Here is a 21,240-nt window from a genome sequence, read left to right as displayed (position 1 = left end):
CTTACCCGGCGTCAAGTCCGAGCAGCTGCACCACCTCGGGTGACTGTTCGCGCAACAGCGCCTCGATGGCCTCCCACGCCGACCACTGGCCGGCCTGCATAGCGGCCATCCGCAGCGCAAGTCCCGCGGTGGAGGCGGCCTGGGCGGCCGCGCGTACCTCCGGGTGGGCCCCGACGTCCGGCGGAACCGAGCGGCTGACGGATCGAGCGGTCTTTCGGTAGGCGTCGTCGGCGAGGATGCACAGTTCATTCACCGGCGCTTCGACCATCTGACGGAGCTGCGGCGGCAGGGTCACCCGCATCTTCGCCACATTGATGTTGAACGACCCGTCGAGATCGGTGTCGAAATCGAGCGCAGCGCGGGCGAGTTTCGTATGTTCGTCAATCCCACGGATCCCGCTCCACCCGCCCCACTGCACCAGCCGGTGCGCACGGTACACGTATATACCCTGCTGGCGGTTCCAGTTCATCGGTCCGGACATCCGCTCAAATTCCGTCGGGTTGCTGAAGCGGTCCCGGGACGGCAGCACGAAACGTCGCAGACGTACGTCGCCGGTGACACCGGCCGCCTCGACCTCGAACCTCTGGGGGGCCAGTTCGACTGTCGCCTCCTCGTCAGGGGCGAACGGGTTCCAGGGGCGCACCTTCTCACCGTTGACGGTGATGACAAGTTGGGGCAGGCCGGCTGAGCCCTCGAGGAATCGATGGAAGACTATGGCGAGGTGTTCAGCCGTCCGCGCCGCAAGTGTCTCCAGACGTCGGCGGGCCCACCCGCCCTCAGGTCGCTTCTCGGGCAGAACCCGGTCGAGTGCCTGCCAGAGCACCACGGTGCCCGTGCCTTCGGCAAGCCATCGCCGGGCACGTGCCACCATCGCATCCTTCGGGGACGGCTCCACGATCGCCCACTGGTCCCATTCCTCGATCAGGTCGAGGTCCAGGGACCGGGCGCAGGTGCGTACGGCAGGCTTGGAACTGCGGCTAACGACGGTCAGGACGCGACACTGCGACAGCGATGCGGTCTTCAGCCCTAGTCCGTAGCGTCCGAGCTCGCCGCGTACGTAGGAGCGTCGGGTTCCGAAACGTAGCGCCTCCAGGAGAGCCGACGGGGACATTCCGCGGCCGTCATCGGCGATGACGACCCGGGAATTCACGCCGTCGTACTCGACCGCGATCTCGACGCGGGTGGCGCCGGCGGCAACGCTGTTATCGACGACGTCGGCCACGGCGGTGGAGAAATCGTAACCGATGTCGCGCAGTGACCCGGTCAGCCGGGCCGCCGACGGCGCCACGTCGTACCACGTCCTACCACCCACATGCGCCTCCATCACGTCTTCGGTGACCACCAGGGTGCCACATCAGCGGTCACCGTCACCAACCCTGCCCTCCGCGGCGGCGCCCTCCCCCCGCCTGGCTCGCCAGCTCTGCTCCACCCTGTCGGCGACGGCCATTGGATCCTCGTGCTCCCACGCATGGATGACCCGCCAGCCCAGAGCATGCAACTGGGCGTCCTTCTCCCTGTCCCGTTCGACGTTGCGGAGAAGTTTCTCCCGCCACCATCCGGCGTTGTTCTTCGGCAGGCTGGAATGCTGTGGGCACATGTGCCAGAAACAGCCGTCAACGAAAACGGCCAGCCTGACCTTCGTGAAGGCGATATCCGGTCGGCCGGGGAGTTCCCGGTGGTTGACACGGAACCTCATACCCCGCCGGTGCAACTCACGGCGTACGAGCATCTCCGGCTTGGAGCGCTCCCGCGGCATCCGGCTCATCTGGGCCGAGACCACGGGGTTGAGGGGCGAGGGTCGCTGCCTCACCGGTGACCGCCCCGGCGCGTTTGTCCCCACAGCAACGTCACGTCTCGTAAAACGCCCACGGAGAGCTCGGCCTCTGTGGCGCCCCGAGACCAGTCCAGCGATCGGCCGCCCGAGCCGCCACGGCGTATGACTGGCCTTGGCGCGGTCGCATCGGAAGGCGGCAGGGACCGGCCGGTGTAGGCGTGCACGCCCGAAGCAAAGCGGATCGAGGTGCGGCAGGCAAATCGACACATCCACCCGTCGGGGCCGCCCCCGCGACGGCACGCCTCACCCCGCGCCTCAACCTTCGCGCACAGGCCTCCTGTGCGGCACATCACCAGCGCCGGTCAGGGCCGCAGGTCGCTGAGCAGCTCGAGCGGAAGATGCTTGACCAACGTGGGCTCACCCTCGCCGGCGTAGGTGAGTGCGAGCATCCGGCGGGCACGGGTGGAGGCGACGAAGAGCCGCATCCGCAGGTCATCTCCCGTCGGGTCTCCGGTGACAGTCTGGAGATCCGGCAGGAACACCGAGTCGAACTCGAGCCCTTTGCAGCCCGCCCATGTGATCAGCTTGATACCCGGAGTGGCAAGATCAACGGTGTTGTCACTCCGTCTCATCAGTCCGGCATTGAGATGCAGCTGCACGGGCTTGCGGGTCTTGCCCGTGAGCCGGTTGCAGAACCGACGGACGCTGTCCGCCAAGGGCAGCAGCACTCCAATGGTCTCGGCCGGATTCGCCCTTTCGTAATCCGCGATGTAGGCGACCTGCTGGTGCATCTGCGGAAACGACATGAGAATCGGAGGTCTGTCGTCGGGGGCGGGTGGCGGCAGCTCCAAGGGGCCGCTGGGACCACCGACGTTGAATTCGGCGGCGAAGCGGGCGATGGCATGCGTGTTCCGCTGGTTGCGCCGGAGCGTCAGCGACTTCCGGATGCCAGTTCTCACCTGAATATCCGAAATTGTCGACTGGTGCTCCGTGATGCGCTGATTCTCGTCCGCGAAAATCAGCAGTGAGCGGCTGACGACTCTGAGTAGGAGATAGAAATCCGGAGGAAGGTCCTGTCCCTCGTCAATGATGATGTGCGGCTTCTCCTCGACGGGCAGCGGAGAAGCCATGATCCGCCTCTTGCACTCCGCCCAGTCGAACGTCCACCTGTCGATGGTCGGCGGACTCGAGCGGTAGTTGCGGCGCCAGAAGCGGCTGAACCACCTGTGGTAAGTCTCCACGACGCTGTCGACGCCCAGAGCGGTGACCGCAGCTTTCGTATATGAGGAAAGCAGACGATTGTACATCAGCAGCAACGTGGGCTCGCCGCAGTCGTGCTGCAGCTTCGCCCGATAGAGCGCCATGATCGTCTTGCCCGAGCCTGGCGCCCCGACGACGATCGCCGACTCGCCGGGAGGCAGGGCGAGCACGTCGTCCTGGTCGGCGGAGAGCCTGTCGAAGTCGGGGAGGGTGAACGTCACGCTGTTGTCCTGACCTTGAGCAGTGCGGCGAGCGGCTCGCGGAAGAAGCCGTACTCCTCATCGATGAGCAGCATCCGGTCCAGTAGTACATTGCCCATCACGCAGCTGGTCTCCGAGGCCAGGGTGCAGGCGTGGCACGCCGCGAGGGACAGGCCGTCCGGCCCTTGGGCACTCGCCTCACGGCAGACCGGATCGAGGGAGCACCACTGCGCGGTGGCCAGGGCTGATGCGAGGGTCGGAGCGAGCCTGTCGGCCTCGCCCAGACGTGCGAGCCCTCCGAGGGTGCCTTCGGAATCACCTGCGGCGGTGTAGACGAGGACACCGGCCATAGGGGCCCCATCGGTGGGTTCCGCGACGTATAGGCGCTCACGCAGTGACGATGATGAGTAGCCTGCTTCGAAGGACATCTGCCGCATGAGCAGGTGCGCGAAGGTGTGCAGCAGTAGCCGCCGTGGCGTCAGGTCCTGATCCAGCCATCTGACGCGGAAGCTGCGGGCGATGCGGGCGGCCAGCAGCTGGCACCGCTGACGGACTCTGTCGTCAGCGCTCCATTCCGCTACGGCCTGCTCCTCGAAGCGGATGAACACGCCTTCGCCGAAGATCTCGATGGCGGGCAGGAAGCCGGCGCTGCGGCCGAGGTCGACCGGGACCCTCCTGTTCATCGTGTGGCGACGGAACGCCTGCAGTACACGGATCTCCCGGAGACGGTCGACGAGCACGACGTCGCGGATAAGGGGCAGCAGGCTGTCGACCACAGGTCCCAACGCGCCGTGTCCCGCCGCCGCCGGGAACTCAGCGACCCGGGCGATAAAGTGATCGCGGTGATCGTGGATCTCAGGTGGCGTGGTGAGCGCCTCCCACTCCTCCCTTGGGAGGTCGTCGATACCGCCTGCCGATGCGACCACTGGGTGAAACTGTCCGAGCCTGCGATCAAGTGCCCGTCGGACATCTTCGACGGAGACATCCTCCTCGTTGGCGGCCATCTCGATCAGGCCCTCACGCCATGGATGTTCCGGGTTGCTCAGCACGAGCTTGAAGTTCTCGTTGTGTTCGATGCGTCCCTCGGGTCCGCCCCAGACCGACCAATCCGAGTCGGGCGGCAGGTCGATCGCGGAGGCCACCTCAGGGAAGTAGACGCTCGAGGCACCGCGCTGGAGGACCATCAGTTTCTCGTCGCACTTCTGCGCCTCCGTCCTGGTCTGCCAGGGCTGGCGACCCGAGCAACGCTGGCCGATGCGCACCAGTGAGTCCAGACCCGGAAGCTCCCTGAGGTCCCTCGCCGCTTCGCAGGTCGCGCACCGGACCTCCAACGACTCCAGGCCGCCGCCGACTCCGGGTACATGGCGGAACCGAAGATCGGTGCTGCCGCACTGACGCTGCTCACGGGCACGGGAAGCCCAGTGCGCCCAACGTCGCCAGTCCACATCTTCCATGTGTCCGTTACCGCAGACGGCGATGAACCGCATGGGCACGAGCTGCGGAGAGCGGCCGGTGCACCTGTCACATTGCGGCGGCTGCCGGGGCTTCTCCTTCGTGGGATGCCACTTGACCATCACGCGGCAGCGACCGCAGAACAACCACTCCGGGAACCGGTAGAAGGGGATCCCACCGGCCGATGCATCCATCGCCGGAGGCGTACGTAGCTCCTCGACACCGAAGCGGGCGGCGATGCGGGGTGCCCTCAGAACCTCACGGCGTCCCCGCCAGCGGCTGATGTCCTCGGCGACGAAGGATTCACCCACCGCGTCGACGATCGCACCGACCCCGGAAGGCGTAATCACCTGCGCCCGCCGGACCTTGCGCTCGACGGTCACGAGACCCCCCGCACCCTCATACCAACCTCCACGTCGATACTCCGCATCGAGTCCAGCGTCGGCCAGCCCGGCCCGGTCCGACCGAACCTCTGCAGCAGACCGATGTGCTCGCGGCCCGTCGGCCCGTACCGCAAGCCCCCTTGGGGCTCGGCGTTGCGCAGCAGAGCGACCCACTCCTCCTCGAGCCGGCGGATGTGGGCCTCGACGGCTCCCCGTTCATCGGTGTCGGCGCTGTCGACCCGACGCAGGAACGCATCCACGATCCCGGTCCACCCGACGTCCTCCGGGTCGAACGATGCCGCTTCGCGGTTGTCCGCCCATCCCCTGGCATGCCGGGCAAGGACCACGAGGGCCGCATGGAGGGCACGTTGTCGCGCAGGGATGGAGAACGGTGTGACCGAGGTCGGCTCGACGTATCGGTAGAGGGAGGAGTGATAGGGCACGAACGATTCGTAGTGCGACCGGTCACGGGGCTTGGACGGCGAGTAGAGGGTGACGACCAGGCCTGGGATGCCGCGACCGACGCGACTGGTCGCCTGCACGTACTCGGCGGTCGTCTTCGGCTGTCCCACGACGAGCATGACGCCGAGGCGCGATACGTCGACGCCCACGGAGATCATGTTCGTGCTCGCGGCGAACGACACGGCTCCCTTGCCGCCGCGGGGTACCGATAGGCGCTCAAGGTTGCGAGGGATGTCAATGGAGGAGATGTTGCTGGTCAGTTCGAGGATCTGATCGTCGGGCAGCGTGCGGACATCGTCCTCGGTCGAGGCGATGACCCTGAGGCGTGCCGGGATGTCGTCATGGGCGAGGGTCACCGTCTTGCCCAGCTCGCGCAGGCTGTTGTGATAGGCGAGCAGGGTCCAGTAGCCATCGTCGAAGGGTGACTCCAGTGGCAGCTCGACCGGCGCCTGGAGCAGTGCGGCCGAGACGTGGACCATGGCGGTCAGCGGCGTGTGCCCCTGCGGCATGACCCCTAAGTAGAGCCGGTCAGGCCGCTGACGGTTGAAACGGACGAAGTAGGAATTGTCCGCGTCGAGACCGGAGGGAGGGAACAGCGCGACATCCCGACCGAAGACGCCTCGGGACTGTTCAGCGGCGCGACGGATGGTCGCGGTCGAGGCGAGGACCTTGGGACGGGAGCCGTGTTCCTGCATCGCAGTGTCGAAGGCGGCCTCGTACAGGCCGACCATCGTTCCCAGGGGACCGGAGATGAGGTGGAATTCGTCCTGGATGATGAGGGAGGGTCCGGGGGTGGAGCCGGCGCCGAGGAAAACGCCAGCGCGGTGGTCCCAGGCGAGCCGGGCGAACTTGTCGACGGTGCCGATCAGGATCGTCGGAGGATTAAGGTACAGATCCTCGTCGACGGAAGATACCGGCAGTCCGGGGTGGAAGTCGCATCCGGCGTTCGGGCACAGGAAGCGGAACGCGTCGTTGGCGGCGTGCACGCCCCAGGCGGCGTCCGGCACGTCGCCCGACGGCATCAGTTCCGTGCCGCACCAGGGGCAGAGCTCGAGCTGGAACCCGCCCTTGGTCTGCTCCCGGTTGCGGAGCCTCTCCAATAGCTGGACGGCCGCCGCGTAGTTGTTGGGGCTGTTGTCCCCACCCACCCAGATGCCGATCGAGACCGGTGTGCTGCCCAGGCGCCCCGGGTTCTCCAGGCGGACCGTCTCGCATGCGCAGGCCAGAGCCGCAGCCCGCTGGAACTGCTGGGCGGTGAGCAGTCGCAGGGTGTAGCGGGTCATCACGGTGACACCGGCGCCGTCGTCGCCGAGCTTCAGACGTCGGTGGAACACTGCGAGGGCCATCGCGCCGAGGTAGGCCTCGGTCTTGCCGCCTCCCGTCGGGAACCAGATCAGGTCGACGGTGTCACGCTCCGGGCAGTCTGGGACCGCGATCGATTCGAGGGTCAGCAGCAGGAAGGCCAGCTGGAACGGGCGCCACCGTTTGTCCGGGTCGTCGTATCCGGGTGGCGCCGGTGGCACGGGATCGTTCCATCCACGCCGCTCGGCGAAGGGCGTGCGGGTACGGATCATCTGCCGCAGCATGGCCCTGTTCGCCAAGGCGAAGGCGTCGCGGGTGTCGACGTCCTCCTCCAGCAGCTCGACTCCGCGTCGCATCCGCTGCCGCGCAGTGGTGACGCGGTCAAGCAGCCGGCGGGCGGCCCGCGCCAGCGAGGGCTGCACCTGCGCGGCGACCGGTTCCAGTCCCACGGCCCACTCGTCGTAGCTGTCGACGAAAGCATGTAGTTGAGCGAGAACGGTCTTGGGTTCCTCGTCGATGCGGGCCAGACGGGAGAGCTTCAGGATATCCCCGACACCTGACCGAGCCGCGGCCTCGGGCAGCTCGAAGTCGACGCCGGGCACCACGTGCCGGGGCAGGTAGGTGGTCTCGACGTGATCGACGGAGCCCACCGTGCCGGTCGGCCAGATGGCGGCCGCGCCATGACCGATCGCGAAGGTGGGCACGTTGCGATAGAGCAGGCTGAGTTCCTCATCCTCCTCGTCACCGTTGAGCCGCAGGGCACTCGGGTAGGGACCGAGGAGACCGTCGACAGGCTTGCACCGCACGCGGACCTGGAACAGACAGTCGGCCGGGTCGACCTTTCCTCCCGGGCTGGTCTTCCGACGGTTCACCAGTGCGACGGTCACGAGCGCTCCACCGTCGGACGTCGGCCGCCACACCGAATCGATCGACGCGGCACCATCGAGAATCCACTCTCGGCCGCGGGCGAGGCCCGTGTCCGGTGGCTTCAGAACCGGCACGTCAGCACCGGCGAGGGTGACAGGGGTGCGCTGCCAGGCGTCATCCTGCTTCAGATAGCGGGCAGCTTCGACCTCGACCCGGACCGCTGTGACCTGTGGCAGGAAGAAGCTCAGGCCCACCGAGCTCGGCAGTTGCTGTCCCGCCAGGACCAGCGGATCATCGTCGGCATCGTCCCCGCAGAGGGCCGGCGAGTCGTCTGCGATGTCGTCGGCAAGACCCGGGTCAGCCTCACTGTCCGCCTCTCTGGGGAACAGCATCCCCGTCAGGTAGCGCCTCTGGGGCCGTTCGCGAAGTAGCTCGTCCTCGCTGTCCCATGGTCCGACCAGCTGCCGCTCGACGTACCGGAACATCAGCTCACGATCGCTCGATCCGGCGGTTCCCGTCATGATCCGTTCCCGTCACTGTCGTTCGCTTGTGCGGCAGTCTCGCGGAACTTCCTGTCGGCGACGATCCACAAACCCACGCGAGCACGCGTCATGCCTACATACAGATGGGGCCGATCCGTGTCCTGCCCGCAACCCAGGACACGGTCAAGCAGGATAAAGGGACTCTCCAGGCCCTTGAACTCCCCCGTTCGGGCGAAGCCCACCTGCCCTCGGGCCGCGCGACGCATACTCCGCAGGTCAAGCACCTGGACGCGGCGGCGCCACCTCATCGGCAACGCCCCGAATACGGATGTCGGCAGCGGTTCAGCAGACAGCAGGACGATCTCCGAAGGGTTGACGCCCTGCTCCTCGAGGTCGTTCAGATGCAGGGCAGCCGCCTTCGCGCCCTCCTCCGGATCGGTCACGTAGGTGAGGGTGACATCCGGACCGGTTCCGGCCGAGGAAACACCCACATCGGCGCCGGTGAGTTCCTGCGTCCTTGCCACAATCTGCCGTGTGTTCCGGCAGTTGTCGTTGAGCGCGATCCAGGCAGGACGCGTCGAGAGGAGGAACTCGGTGGCACTCTCGTCGTAGGAACCGACCAGGCCACGCTGGTTGTTGCTATCCATGAATAGCAACCACCCACCGTTCTCAAGACCCTTCTCGGTGACGCTGTCAAGAATGCCTAGGTCGTCGAAGTTGATGAGGTCCTGCGCCTCGTCGGCGACCACCACGTCGTACCGCTGTCCCACCTGGCGTCGAAGCCGTTCGAAGGGAATGACATCCACCCCGTCGAGACCCGGCTGGGCGGCCACGAAACCTGCCAGAACCTCACTGTGGCAGGTGAACAGCACCGACTTGCCCTCGGCGGACCTACGACGGCAGATCTCAGCGGCGAGCATCGTCTTGCCTGTGCCCGCCCCACCCTCAAAGACGATGCGGGGATTGCGTGCATGGGCATCGAGCGCCCGGTACTGGGCCGTCGTCAGGGACACCAGCTCCACCTCGGCAGCCGAGGCGACGTGTCGCAGCGTGGGCACCGTGTCGAAGTCCGGGCGCAGTGCGTTCAGAATCGCATCGGCGTCCTCCTCGGTGAGCCGTACGTCCCGTCCGCCGGGCTTGGCACGCCAGTAGGTGGCGAACCGTCCCAACGATCTGCGAGCTCCGTCCTGACGATCCAGATGCTGCCGGTCGATCACCATCTCGGGTGCCCATTCAACGGTCTGGACGTCGAGGTCGCAGTCCGGCAGGGCGACACCGAAACCGAAGGTGACCCGGGACAGGGCACCAGGCGGCAGTGCACGGCTGAGTGACTTCTCCAGCGAGAACATTGCGGAGCGGGCCTGGTCGAAAGGGCTCTCCCGCTTGCGGCGGATGTTGCCTGCGCGATCGGTGAACTCCCACACCCCGTTCCGGCAGGAGACCCGACCGCCCTTGACCTCGATGACATAGATCCCACGGGGCCCTACGAGGAGGAAGTCGATCTCTCCCATCCGCTTCCAGACGTGCTCGGCGAGGTTGAGGCTGTGCAACGCGTAGTACCAGTCCGTGTCATCGACGTCGCGTAGTAACGCGAACAGACGCTTCTCCGCCGGACTCTTCGTCGTGGGGCTCACCTGGTCGGGGATCAACCGCATGGCAGCTATCCTGCCCTGCGGAGGCCCATCGGGGCAGCCCCGGCTGCGGTGTAAGGCCACACTGGAGCATCATTGTGGCCAGGGGTGCACTGTCAGGCCACACCGGAGCATCATTGTGGCCATGGGTGCGGGGGCGGAACGACTCGAAAGAATCACCAGGCTGACGGTGGCGCGAGTCCAGGCGGGCCGCATCGGATCGGACCGGCTGGAGTCAATTTTCCGACTCGTCGGCGCCGACGACGATGAACGGCGCGAGGTCCTAAGGCGGCTCAAAGCATCCGGCGTTATCCCGGTGCCGCTGCCGGCCGAGGGCTTGCCTGTGCCCGATGGAGCGGACCTCGTACGGCAGCGGCTCGGACAGGACGGCGCCCACCCCACCAGAAGATCGGCCACCGACGAGACGGAACTGGCCGCAGCGGTCAGGGCGGCACAGCGCCTGCTCGTTCAGGACCGCAGACGCCGCTGCCCCTGGAACAGGGTCCTGACCGCGGAGGAGGAGACAGGGCTGGCAATCCTGATGCGCGGCGGCACCATTCCGCTCGCCGATGATCTTCCGGACCGCTACCGTGCGGGACTGCCGGCCGCCGACGTGCGGGCCCAAGCCTACGACGCCATGGTCCTACATAATCTACGCCTCGTGCACTCCATCGTCAGGAGCCACACGGGGCGCGGGCTGGAGGAAGACGACCTTGTGCAGAGCGGCCGCTTAGGGCTCATGCGTGCCGTCGAGAAGTTTGACGCCTCGAGGGGTCTCAAGTTCTCAACCTACGCGACCTGGTGGATCCGTCAGGCACTGCAACGCGCCGTAGCGGACCAAGCACGACTCATCCGGCTACCCGTTTACAAGGTCGAGCAGATGAACAAGGTCGTGTCCGTACGCAATCAGCTGCTGGCGGAGCAGGGTGCAGCACGGCTCCTCGACATCTGCTCCTTGACTGGCTACTTGCCTGACGAGGTGATCTCCTGCCTACGGCTGGCTCGAGGGATCATCTCCCTTGACTCACCACTACCGGAGACGCCCGAGTTCACTCTAAGTGATGTCGTATACACGCAATCTAACGCAGAGGAGATTATGGATCGCAGAGGCCTAGAGGGCCTCATTCGCGGAGCTCTTGCAACGCTCGATCCACGAGACGCATTCGTCCTTTCCAGGCGGGCTGGAATCGACTGCGACGACCCCATGACTCTCGACGCCATAGCTGCTGAACTCGGCGTCACCCGCGAAAGGGTTCGTCAGATCGAAAACAGAGCCAAGAAGCGCATTGCACCGGCCCTCACGCGGATGGGCATTCACGGCGTCCCTTTGTGGCTACGACGTCAAGAGCCATCCGAGACCTGATCCGCAAATGCACGGTGATCTGCCCGATCCACAGACCCTTGCGGCCAACGACCACCGCAAGATACTTGTACCCGCACGTCGGCGCCGCGTCTGCAAACGATCACCAGCTCGTCAGTTCCCGTTGACGAGCGACCGGTCGGTGCCAGCGCGCGGGAGGCGCTTGAACGTGACGGAGCTGATGCGGTCGACGAGCCCGGCGGGGATCTCCCAGTCGGCGGGCGCGCCGCTGAGACAGGCGTCGTGCGCCGCGGCGGCGGTGAGGACGGCCTCGGCGTCGGCCTCGGTGAGGCCGGTGAAGCGCACCCGCTCCGTCGACCGCGACCACACCGTCGTCCGGACCATCCTCCCAGGCACTACACGTTGCGGACGTCACCGTGGTGCCGCCGTCGTCGTCGGCGATGTCGGTGATGGCGGCGGTGAGCTGGCTGCCGAGAAGAACGGCCTGGTGGCGGAGCTGCGGCAGCTCGGCGACGTGAGCCTGGCCGAGTGCCTGCGGGAGTCCGGGCTGGAGATCGAGGACGTGTACCGGTCGGCGAGCATCGGCGGGTGGGCGGGCCTGCGGCGCCTGGCGGGAATCGACACCTCAGCCGGCGGGCCGGACGACCGGGAGCTCGGCCGGGCCATCGGGCGGATGCTGCACATCGACGACGTCGACCGGCTGGACCTGCTGGCCCGGGTCGCAGGCGGCGAACACCCCGGCGGCGGCCGGCTGCTGGACATGCTGCACTTCAGCCTCTGGGGGCCGTCGGTGTCGCTGACCGAGCGCGATGCTGAAGCGGCTCTGGGCGGAGCCAGCGCGCTGCACGGAGCTGCGCCAGGTCACTGAGGTGCTGCGGGACCGGATCCACCGGGTGACGGTGGCGCCGGAGTCGGGCCGGGCGCCGCTGCGGGTGCACGCCCGCTACAGCCGCAACGAGGCCTGCGCGGCCTTCGGGATGGCGAACCCGGGGTCGCTGCGCGAGGGGGTGAAATGGCTTGAGTCGGAGCAGGCGGACCTCTTCTTCGTCACGCTGGTCAAGTCCGAGGAGCACTACTCCCCCACGACCATGTACGCCGACCGGGCCATCACCGACAGCCTGTTCCAGTGGGAGTCGCAGAGCACTACGTCGTCGGCGTCGGCGACCGGGCAGCGCTACATCCACCATGCAGAGCGCGGGTCAACGGTGCACCTGTTCGTCCGGGAGACCAAGGCCGCTGACCGCGACCTGGGTGCGCCGCCATACCTGTACGTCGGGCCGATGACGTACCAGGAGCACACCGGCGACCGGCCGATGCGGATCCTCTGGCGCCTGCAGCACCCGCTCCCCGCCGAGATGTACGCCGCCGCCCGGGCGATCGCCGCATAGCCGCGACGCACGCCCGTAACGCGATCGACGTTCAGCAGCGGTGCGAGACCGGCCTCGGGAAAGAACAACGCGCTACCTGGTGGCTGAGGTTCAGGGGATAGCAGGGCGGCGTTGACGTGGTTGCGCGCGGGTGGGAGGCGGCCGACGACGTCGCCGCGTTCTCCGTCGAGGAGTGGTGTCGCTAGGCGGGCGAGCTGGTGAGATCGGCCATTACCTGACTTAGGGTTGCGGCGAAGCTGACGGGATGCATGAAGTGGCCGAGGTGGCCGCCTCTGATCGGGGTGCAGGGGATGTTCAGCCGGCAGGCGAGCTCACGCGCGCTCTGGCCGTAGAACGTGGACTCGCTTTCGGTGCCGGCCAGCACGGCGATCGGCGCTCCGGTGCGGGCAAGCTGTGCGATGTCTGGCAGGTAGCTGACCGCATGGGGTAGCTCGTGCCGCAGGGAGAAGGCCCGTTCTTCGGTTCCACCCAAGAACGGCGGTATGGCCGGTGGGATGAAGCCCTCACCCGGGCCGCTTCCCGCATGCACCGCGGCCATGAACCGTGCGAAGGCGGCCTCAGTGTCGTCGGCGTGGATGATCTGGTCGAAGAACGCACGCCAGGTGGGCGCGTCGGTCAAGAGTTCGATCATGATGGGTTCGTGCACGACCAGCGCCTGCACGAGGGAGGGATGGCGTGCCAGCATGTCGACCGCGATGACCGCGCCGTAGCTCGTCCCGAAGACGGTCGACCTTCTGTGACCCAGGTGGGCCAAGAGCTGGGCTGCGAGGTCGGCCTGGTCCCGCACGGTGTTGTCACGGTCGCGCGGGCCGGAGCTACGGCCATGGCCGGGGAGATCGTAGGTGATGACAGTCCAGCGATCGGCGAGCTGGTGACCCAGCGCCTGGTAGACGGCTGACACACCCGGTCCGCCGGGAATCAGCAGCAGCGGTGGGCCGCCACCATGGATCTCGTAGAAGATCTCCGCGTCGCGGTGCGGGAACAGGCCCACGACTACCTCGCTTTCCTGTCCGGCAATGCCACGCTCGGCCTGCTGTTGTCGCTGACCAAAGTCCCTATCTGGGTGATGTCTGCATTCTGGAGCGGCCGCGAGACGACCAACAGCGGTCAGACGGCCGGACCTGCGGCGACACCGCGATGGCCGAGCACCGGACCCGGTTCGCCGGCCAGATGGTCGAGCTGATGACCGAGCTGGGCCACCCCGACTCGGAGCTGGCCGCCCTGCAGATGGTGATGCTCCACGACGGCGCGCTGAGCGGCACCTACCTCAACGACCGCGAGCGCATCGCCACCGCGCTGATCGCCGCCGGCCGCGCGATCATCGGCTATCGGGAGGGCTGAGCGCCGCCCAGGTCTGGCCACGCAGGATGCCGGTAGCGGCCTCAGCCGTTCAGGTACGCGAGCACCGCGAGCACGCGGCGGTTGTCGTCATCCGACAGTGGCACCCCCAGCTTGCTGCGGCGCCGTAAGGACCCGGCGGGCGACGCCCGCTTCGGGAGTGCGCACGGGCGCCGGCCGTACGGCAGCGGTACGGCCGGCGCTGCAGGGCGAGCGGTCAAGCCGCCCGCTACGCCTTCGCCACGCTCGCTGGCTCCGGCGCGACGTGCCGCCCGCTGACCGGTCGCTCGTCGCCGTGCCCCGGCCACCACGCCCGATGCCCAATCAGCGCGGTCAGCGCCGGAACGAAGAACATCGACATGACGAACGCCGACAGCACGATGCCGATCGCCACCGCGAAGCCCATCTGCTGCAGGAACGAGATCGGCGCGAGCATCAGCACCCCGAACGTCCCGGCAAGGATCAGCCCCGCCGCCGCGACCGTCGGCCCGGCGTGTTCCACGCCGATGGCGGCGGCCTCATGCGGCTCGTTGCCCTCCCGCGCCTCCTCTCGCAGTCGGGCGATCATCAGGATGTTGTAGTCGGTCCCGATCGCCACGACGAAGAGGTAGAGGATGATCGGCAGCTGGAAGGTGATCCCGGGCTTGTCCTGCAGCCCTTGGAAGAGGTAGACCGTGGCGCCCAGCGTGGCGGCGAAGTTGAGCAGCACCGCTATCACGAGGTAGATCGGCGCGACCAGGCTGCGCAGCAGCAGCGCGAGGATGAGCGCGATCAGGCCGGCCGCCACCGGCAGGATCACCGACAGGTCGCGGTTGTTCGCCGAGTTGATGTCCGCGAAGATCGCGGTGGGTCCGCCGACCACCGCCCGGGTGCCGGGCGGGGCCGCCGCGTGCAGGGCGTCGCGCAGGTCGTCGCGGACGAGCGTGATCGCCTCGTTGGAGACCGGGTTCTTGTCGAGCAGCAGGTTGACCCGGGCCACACTCGGGTCGCTGCTGCGCTCCGGCGGCTGCGCCCGGCCCACTCCCGGGGCTTTCGCCGCGGTCGCCGCGAAGTCGCTGATCTGTTGCTCGGTCAGCGGCGGACCGTTGCCGGTGGTCAGGTAGACCTCGGTGGGAGCGAGCGCACCGGCTGCGAATCCGCGCTGCAGGTCCGCGGCGGCCTTCGCCGACTCGGTGTCCTGCGGGAAGCCGGCGCTGAAGTCGTAGTCGGCCTTGTAGCCCAACACACCTGCGGCGAGTGCGACCAGCAGGGCGCCGGATGCCGCCGCGACGAGCGCCGGACGGCGACCGATGACGGTGCCGAGGCGACGCGCCATGGTGGCCTTGGGGGCACGCTGCCACGCCTTGGACGGCCAGAAGACGTACCGGCCGAGCAACGAGACGACCGCTGGGATGAGCGTGAGCGAGGTGACCAGCATGACGCCGACGGCGATCGCGAGCGCCGGGCCGAGCGAGCCGAAGAAGCCCAGGGAAGCGAGGAGCAGCACGAGGAACGCGACGATGACCGCTCCCGCGGCCGACGTGATGACCTCGCCGACCCGCTCGACGGAGACCATCATCGCGGTGCGCTTGTCGTCCCCGGCACGCAGCCGCTCGCGATAGCGGAAGAGCAGGAACAGGATGTAGTCGGTGCCGATGCCGAACAGCACGATCAGCAGCACCGTCTGCAGATCCTGACTCACATTGAGATCGAACGCCTTACCCGCCGCGGCGACGAGTCCGCTCGTGACGGCCATGACAACGGCGATGACCGGCACGGGCAGCAGCGCCGCGATGGGGCTGCGGAAGATGATCAGGATCAGTCCGATGATCAGGATGATCGTCGCGACGCCGACCACGGCGAAGGCCTTGTTGAAGGTGTCCTCGTTGTCGACGAAGCTCGCCACGTCGCCGGCCACGCCGGCGGTGAGCCCGCTGCCCGCCAGCCCTGGGCCGATGGCCGCCCGCAGATCGCGTACGGCGTCGAGCAGCGCCGGGTCGTCCGGGGTGACCGCATCGAGCCCGACGTTCACCACCTGCACCGACTTGTCCGGCGCCACGGCCTGCGGGCCGGTCAGGTAGCCGGACGTGCGCGAGATGTTCTTCGCCTTGAGCGACTGGGCGAGCTGGCTCACCCGTGCCTCGTCGGTCGGCGTGAGCGACTGCCCGTCGGCGCGCTTGACCACGATGGTCGCTGTCGCCGTCGCCTGCTGCGGAAACGCCTTCTTGGCGAGTTCGATGGCCTGCACGGACTCGTATGAGCGGGGCAGGAAGTTGGCCTGATCGGCGGAGGTGATGTCGCTCAACGACGGCGTGGCGACGATGATGGCGACTGCCGCCAGCACCCAGCCGGCGATCACCCACCAGGCCCTGCGTACTACGAATCTGCCCAGCCGCTCGAACATGGTTTCCCCCGTTTGTTCGGCACAACCGACATCTGAGGCGTGGGGCGCCTCTGGGCGCCCGCCCGTCACTCCGCCGGGCAGCCTTCGCTACCCCGTGTGCATCCTACCTACCGCGGGCAATCCTTTTCGGACGCGCGGGGCGCGGGGGGTGTTAGCCGGTAACTGGTTGGTACACGTACACCGGCTCTTTCCTGCCGGCGCGCTCCGGACACCTGCCGGCCTTGCCGCCCACCATGCCGACCCGGCCGTCCGCACACACCGTCAGGTGCCCCCGGCCCTCCCAGAATCCCTGCACACACTGGAACCAGCTGCACACGTCGGGAGCCGGCTCGCGGACAAGGACACCGCCGCAGTAGGTGTAGCCGTACGGATTCTCCGGTGCCCCGCACCGGTCCGCAGGTATCGACGAAGGCGTACCCAGAGACGCAGTGGGAGCCGGCGCCGGGTCGACGAGCCCCTGGGTCGGGACGGGCCGGGGCGCGCCCGGGTCGGCCGGACCGGAAGTCGGCGTGCCGGTCGTGACTACGGGATCCGCTGTGCGGGAAGCAGCCGTGCCGGGCGCCGTAGGAGCGGCGCTGGGCGCTGCCTCGCTGCGGGGCAGGGCACCCGGAGTAACAGGTACGCCGCCCTGGAACGCACCGCGCGGACCGGACGGCCCAGCGGAGTCGGCTGTCATGGCGTACGCGGGCAGGGCGATGAGCGCGACGGCGGCCGCGAGGATCGCGGGGTGGGCGAGGCGGGCTCGTGCCGGCGCGTGTTCCGCCGTGACGACCGCCGGAGCCGGCGGCCGCGACCGCCGGTTGGCGGCCACCGCGTCGTCGAGCCGGGCGAGGACGACGCGCCGCTGCCCGTTGAAATCGGCGTACGCCATGGTCAGCCGCAGCCGGAAGCGGGCCGCGGCGGCCAGGGGCACCCGGAGGCCGGCGACGGGCCGACCGCTCACGCTGTGCAGCAGGCTGATCGGCGCCGCCGGGTGGTGCGCGAGGCCGCTCAGCTCCGCATACGTCCACTCCAGATCGCCCTCGCGGCCGAAGAGGATCACGCGGCGGTCGGTGACCACGGCCGTTCCGGCGTCGGTCACCCGCACGCCTTTGGGCAACCGTCGGGTCCGCTTCGTTCGCTGGACGGGGATGACGGCGAGCTCGGGTGTGGGGAGGTCGGCGTGGCCGTCCTCGACGTCGACGAGTTCGGCGTCCGGCTGCACGGCGAGGACCACCTCGTGGTCGGGCAGCTCCACCGGCAGAACAGCCGCCGATTCGGCCGGCACCTCCTCGGCCGCCGCTCGCAGACGGAGCAGTTTGATTCCCCGCAGGCACCAGGCCTCGACGGCGTCCTCGTGGGCGTGCCGCCGCCGCTTGTTCTCCCGGGTGGCCCAGCGGGCACGCCAACCCGAACCGGTCCTGTCCGCCTCCGTCACCGGGGCCGCCTCCCGCGAAGATGATTCGGCATGGCGTGGGGTATAACCCCTCAGGCCCGGCCAGGACACGCCCTCACCTCCTCATCGGACCGAATCGGTCACCGTTCGCGTACCCACGGAAGCGGCCTGCCACTCCGGCGAGCGACCGGCGGGCGGGACGGGGCGGGTGGGCGGGGTGACGGGAGCCCGGATCAGGCCACCAGGGCATACGGCTCGGGCTCGGTTGACAGGCGGCGCCACCAACTACGCGAAGGCGGGGGGCTTGAGTCTCCCGTAGGGGGAGGCGCGAGGGTGAGGGCATGGACGGCGAGACGCTCTACTCGATCGGTGATCTGGCTCGACGGACCGGCCTGACTGTCAAGGTGATCCGCTTCTACTCCGACCGCGGGATCGTGCCGCCGACCGACCGCAGCCCGACCGGCTACCGCCGCTACGGGATCGAGGCTGTCGCCCGGCTGGACCTGGTGCGGACGCTGCGCGAGCTGGGACTGGACCTTGCCACGATCCGGAAGGTCGTGGACCGGGGGATCTCGCTACCCGAGGTCGCCGCCGCGCACGCCGACGCGCTGGCGGTGCAGATCCGGATGCTGCGCCTGCGGCGCGCGGTGCTGACGGCGGTGGCCAGGCGCGGGTCAACCCCTGAGGAGATGGATCTGATGCACAGGCTGGCCAAGCTCTCCGAGACTGAACGGCGGCGCCTGATCGGCGAGTTCCTCGACACCGTCTTCGGCGGTGTGGACGCCGATCCCGCATTCGTGGGGATCATGCGTTCGATGACCCCCGAGCTGCCGGACAATCCCGAGGCCGAGCAGGTCGAGGCGTGGGTGGAGTTGGCCGAACTGTCCCAGGACCCGGATTTCCGCGCCAGCATGCGGCGCATGGCCGAGCAGTATGCGGCGGAGCGCGCCGGGAGCGACAGCCGGGGCGTGCGCCGCGACGCGGCCGCGGTGGTCCGTGACCAGGTCGGCCCGGCCCTGGCAGCCGGCGTCGACCCGGCCTCGCCCCAGGCTGATCCGGTCGTCGCGGCAGTCACGGCTCAGTACGCGCACGTCTGCGGTCGGCCCGACGACGGCGACCTTCGGCACCGGCTGTTGATCCAGCTGCAGACCGCGAACGACCCGCGCAGGGAGCGGTACCTCCAGCTGCTCTCGGTGATCAACGGCTGGCCTGCCACGGAAAGCCTGGCGCCGGCGCTCGACTGGTTCATCGAAGCCTTGCGTGTCCGGACACCCGTGAGGTGCCCGTGACAGGTGCTACTGCTGGTGTCTCGGAACCCGCGGCGCGCGCCCACCACGCCTCCTAGCCTGGGAAGCGGGAGCACTTCCGGCACTGATCGACGGAGGACACCGTGACCAAAGCCATCAGGGACGCCCTTGAGGGCGTCAGCGAGATCGACCTCACCGTGACCGGCCGGAAGACCGGGCGGCAGATTTCGCACCCTGTGTGGTTCGTGCAGGAGGAAGAGAGCCTGTTCCTGGTCCCGATAACCGGCTCGGACAGCCAGTGGTACAAGAACGTACGGCAGACACCGATGATCCAGGTGTCCTCGAACGGAACGGCGTTGAGCACGAGCGCCACCCCGATCACCGAACCCGACCGGGTCGACCACGTCGTGGAGATGTTCCGCGACAAGTACGGCGCGGACCAGGTGGAGGCGAGCTACCCGAAGCGGGACGTCGCCGTTCAGGTCGCGCTCGGGTAACCCGGGGCCGCGCCTTCGGGCGTCGCAACGTCGCCGGGCCGGAGGCCGTCCGCCCCGGCGAGGCAACTGCACGGAGACGGTCAGTTGGTGATCGTCAGCGCGACCGGCAGGCCCTGCTGCACCTCGAGGACCGCCCGTTCCCCGAGCGGTTGCGCCAGGTCGACGGTGGCGGTGCGGCGCGCTCCGATATCCGCGCACCCCTCGCCGTCGGCGTGGCGGCGCTCGATGACGATCACCACGAGGGCGTTGGCCGACTCGACGGCCTCCGCGCTGTAGTCGGCGCCGCACGGCTGGCTGCCCGGGCCCGGGGAGCCGGTGAAGGCGACGGTCAGCCGCCGGCTGGTCGTGCTCCCGGTCGCCGACTCGATCGCCAGCCCGCCGTGCGGGTACTCGGGGCCCCACGGCGGTGGCGTCACCACGATGGCGGCCGAGGGGGCGACCGCGATCCGGGTCAGCCGCACCGCCGTGCCGTTGAGGGTGTACTCCCAGGCCGGGGCCGTGGCGGGGCCACGGGTGGTGGGGATCCGGACCGTGGTCGGGCGCGCGGCGGTGACCTCCAGGGGTACGCACTCGCAGTCCCCGCCCGCCGCTCTCAGCTGGGCGAGTGCCTCCTCGGCCGACATCAGGGGAACCGGCTGCGTCCTGCCGTTCTCCCAGACCACCTTCCCGGTCGACTGCGCGGCGGTGGGCAGCGCCGTGGCGGGGACGACCCGGCCGGCCAGGAACGCCTGCTTGTTGTTGTCCCCGTTCGCCGGTTCCCAGTCGCCGAGCTGGCCGGTCAGCTCCCCGACCGGCACGAAGTTCTGCGCCCCACCGGCATCGAGGACCGCCTGGTCATACCGGGTCAGGGCATCGTGGGCCTGCTGGCGCAACCTGTCCAGGTCATCCCCGCCGGGGCCGCTGCCGGTCGCGCCGCAGCCACCCAGCACGGCCACCGCCGTGACCCATAGCAGCCAGCGCCGTCCGCCCATCCCCGCTCACCTCCGCACCCCTTCGACGTCCGCCTGCCCCGCCAGGGTTCCAGGAAGTCCAGTCGGTGTCACCGGCGTCAGCTCGAAGTGGACGGTCCGGCCGGTCCTGCCTCGCCCGAGCCGGTGCATCAACGGCACGAGCACCCGGTGCAGCATCGGGTGTTTGCGGGCCAGTGATCGGGCGGCCCGGTCGTACTCCGCTCCGGTCAGTCGGCGGGCCGTGGCTTCGATGGCTGGGCCGGTCGGCGTGCCGCGCGTGGTGGACGGCGCCACGGTGATCCGCGGATCGTTGCGCATCCGCACCGTCTTCCACGCCTTGTCGAAGCTGCGCACGTACGCCCGCTCCCCCACCACCGCGATGCTCACCGGTGTCGGCACCGCCGTCCCGTCCCGCTTGAACGTCGTCAACACCACCGTCTTCTGCCGCAGGAAGGGCGCCCAGGCCGGGGAGGCGGAGGGCGAGACGTACCCGACCACCCACCCCAGCTCGCGCAGGCGGATCACCAGCGCGATCAAGGCCAGGACGGCCAACAGCAGCACCAGCCAGGTCTGCACCGCACTACCGCCGACGTGCGCGTCGACCCCGTGCGACACCGTGTGCGCCAACCCACCGACCAGGTACCCGGCCAGGGCCACCGTGAGCGCGTCGGACCAGATGAGGGCCAGCAGCAGGGTCGCCCCGATGCCGAGCTGGAACGCCCCCACGTCGTGCACAAAGTGCTCGCTGGGCGGAAAGTCGACCGCCGAGCTGAAAGAGGAAGGCGCCACCAGCGCCCACACCCCGATGACCATCGCCGCCAGGCCGAGCAGCGCGACCAGGACCCGCATCATGGTTCTCATGCCCGCCTGACGGACCAGACCACGCAGATGTGACGACGGGGAGCCGACCGACGGCCGGCCCACCCCC

At 68.5% G+C, this 21,240-nt stretch carries 16 protein-coding genes and 1 pseudogene; 5 read left to right on the top strand and 12 right to left on the bottom strand.

Translation table 11 applies throughout. From position 1 onward, the window contains the following. Position 1: 1 nt before the first annotated feature. The 6 genes from AC5RWQ_RS18650 to AC5RWQ_RS18625 form a co-directional block, all read right to left on the bottom strand. Positions 2-1,342 (bottom strand): ATP-binding protein, encoded by a 1,341-nt coding sequence (locus AC5RWQ_RS18650; RefSeq protein WP_494283981.1) that lies wholly within the window; start codon positions 1,340-1,342, stop codon positions 2-4. A gap of 12 nt (positions 1,343-1,354) precedes the next feature. Then, positions 1,355-1,765: a very short patch repair endonuclease gene (locus tag AC5RWQ_RS18645; protein WP_494283980.1), complete on the bottom strand. Its 411-nt coding sequence runs from the start codon at positions 1,763-1,765 to the stop codon at positions 1,355-1,357. A 371-nt stretch (positions 1,766-2,136) separates the two neighbouring features. Beyond that, positions 2,137-3,255 (bottom strand): AAA family ATPase, encoded by a 1,119-nt coding sequence (locus AC5RWQ_RS18640; protein ID WP_494283979.1) that lies wholly within the window; start codon positions 3,253-3,255, stop codon positions 2,137-2,139. Next, a complete protein-coding gene (drmB, locus tag AC5RWQ_RS18635) occupies positions 3,252-5,069 on the bottom strand; it encodes a DrmB family protein (protein WP_494283978.1) in 1,818 nt (605 codons plus the stop codon). The genes AC5RWQ_RS18640 and drmB overlap by 4 nt, the downstream gene beginning before the upstream one ends. Continuing rightward, positions 5,066-8,221 carry a helicase-related protein gene (locus AC5RWQ_RS18630; RefSeq protein WP_494283977.1) on the bottom strand — a complete coding sequence of 1,052 codons (3,156 nt, stop codon included), beginning with the start codon at positions 8,219-8,221 and terminating at the stop codon, positions 5,066-5,068. The genes drmB and AC5RWQ_RS18630 overlap by 4 nt, the downstream gene beginning before the upstream one ends. Then, positions 8,218-9,837 carry a nuclease-related domain-containing DEAD/DEAH box helicase gene (locus AC5RWQ_RS18625; RefSeq protein WP_494283976.1) on the bottom strand — a complete coding sequence of 540 codons (1,620 nt, stop codon included), beginning with the start codon at positions 9,835-9,837 and terminating at the stop codon, positions 8,218-8,220. The genes AC5RWQ_RS18630 and AC5RWQ_RS18625 overlap by 4 nt, the downstream gene beginning before the upstream one ends. Positions 9,838-9,958: 121 nt before the next feature. Here AC5RWQ_RS18625 and AC5RWQ_RS18620 point away from each other — a divergent pair, with 121 nt between their 5' ends. Next, complete coding sequence (locus tag AC5RWQ_RS18620; RefSeq protein ID WP_494283975.1) at positions 9,959-11,176, top strand: sigma-70 family RNA polymerase sigma factor; 1,218 nt, start codon at positions 9,959-9,961, stop codon at positions 11,174-11,176. Positions 11,177-11,287: 111 nt separating this feature from the next. Here AC5RWQ_RS18620 and AC5RWQ_RS18615 read toward each other — a convergent pair whose 3' ends face one another. Then, complete coding sequence (locus AC5RWQ_RS18615; RefSeq protein WP_494283974.1) at positions 11,288-11,479, bottom strand: hypothetical protein; 192 nt, start codon at positions 11,477-11,479, stop codon at positions 11,288-11,290. Between the two features lie 124 nt (positions 11,480-11,603). Here AC5RWQ_RS18615 and AC5RWQ_RS18610 point away from each other — a divergent pair. Next, positions 11,604-12,522 (top strand): annotated as a pseudogene (locus tag AC5RWQ_RS18610) (DUF3427 domain-containing protein); the annotation flags it as partial. 181 nt (positions 12,523-12,703) lie between these two features. Here the strand turns inward: AC5RWQ_RS18610 and AC5RWQ_RS18605 are convergent. Next, a complete protein-coding gene (locus AC5RWQ_RS18605; protein ID WP_494283973.1) occupies positions 12,704-13,513 on the bottom strand; it encodes an alpha/beta fold hydrolase in 810 nt (269 codons plus the stop codon). Between the two features lie 146 nt (positions 13,514-13,659). Here AC5RWQ_RS18605 and AC5RWQ_RS18600 point away from each other — a divergent pair, with 146 nt between their 5' ends. Next, positions 13,660-13,863, top strand: coding sequence for a hypothetical protein (locus tag AC5RWQ_RS18600; RefSeq protein ID WP_494283972.1), 204 nt, complete (start codon positions 13,660-13,662; stop codon positions 13,861-13,863). A 226-nt stretch (positions 13,864-14,089) separates the two neighbouring features. Here the strand turns inward: AC5RWQ_RS18600 and AC5RWQ_RS18595 are convergent, their stop codons facing one another. Both AC5RWQ_RS18595 and AC5RWQ_RS18590 read right to left on the bottom strand, forming a co-directional pair. Beyond that, positions 14,090-16,243, bottom strand: a complete 2,154-nt coding sequence (locus AC5RWQ_RS18595) for an MMPL family transporter (protein WP_494283971.1) — start codon at positions 16,241-16,243, stop codon at positions 14,090-14,092. Positions 16,244-16,394: 151 nt separating this feature from the next. Continuing rightward, on the bottom strand, positions 16,395-17,660 hold the full coding sequence (locus AC5RWQ_RS18590) for a hypothetical protein (RefSeq protein WP_494283970.1): 1,266 nt from the start codon (positions 17,658-17,660) through the stop codon (positions 16,395-16,397). Between the two features lie 299 nt (positions 17,661-17,959). Between AC5RWQ_RS18590 and AC5RWQ_RS18585 the strand changes: the two genes are divergently transcribed. Beyond that, complete coding sequence (locus tag AC5RWQ_RS18585) at positions 17,960-18,907, top strand: MerR family transcriptional regulator (RefSeq protein WP_494283969.1); 948 nt, start codon at positions 17,960-17,962, stop codon at positions 18,905-18,907. Between the two features lie 101 nt (positions 18,908-19,008). Next, entirely contained in the window at positions 19,009-19,362 is a 354-nt protein-coding gene (locus AC5RWQ_RS18580; RefSeq protein WP_334488127.1) for a nitroreductase/quinone reductase family protein, read from the top strand. Positions 19,363-19,442: 80 nt separating this feature from the next. Here the strand turns inward: AC5RWQ_RS18580 and AC5RWQ_RS18575 are convergent, their stop codons facing one another. After that, positions 19,443-20,333, bottom strand: a complete 891-nt coding sequence (locus AC5RWQ_RS18575; protein WP_494283968.1) for a hypothetical protein — start codon at positions 20,331-20,333, stop codon at positions 19,443-19,445. A gap of 6 nt (positions 20,334-20,339) precedes the next feature. Continuing rightward, positions 20,340-21,240: PPOX class F420-dependent oxidoreductase (locus tag AC5RWQ_RS18570; RefSeq protein WP_494283967.1), on the bottom strand; the 901-nt coding region annotated here is incomplete at its 5' end.

The sequence above is a fragment of the Micromonospora sp. BS32 genome, assembly GCF_059089345.1.
This window is presented reverse-complemented; position numbering and strand designations above follow the sequence as displayed.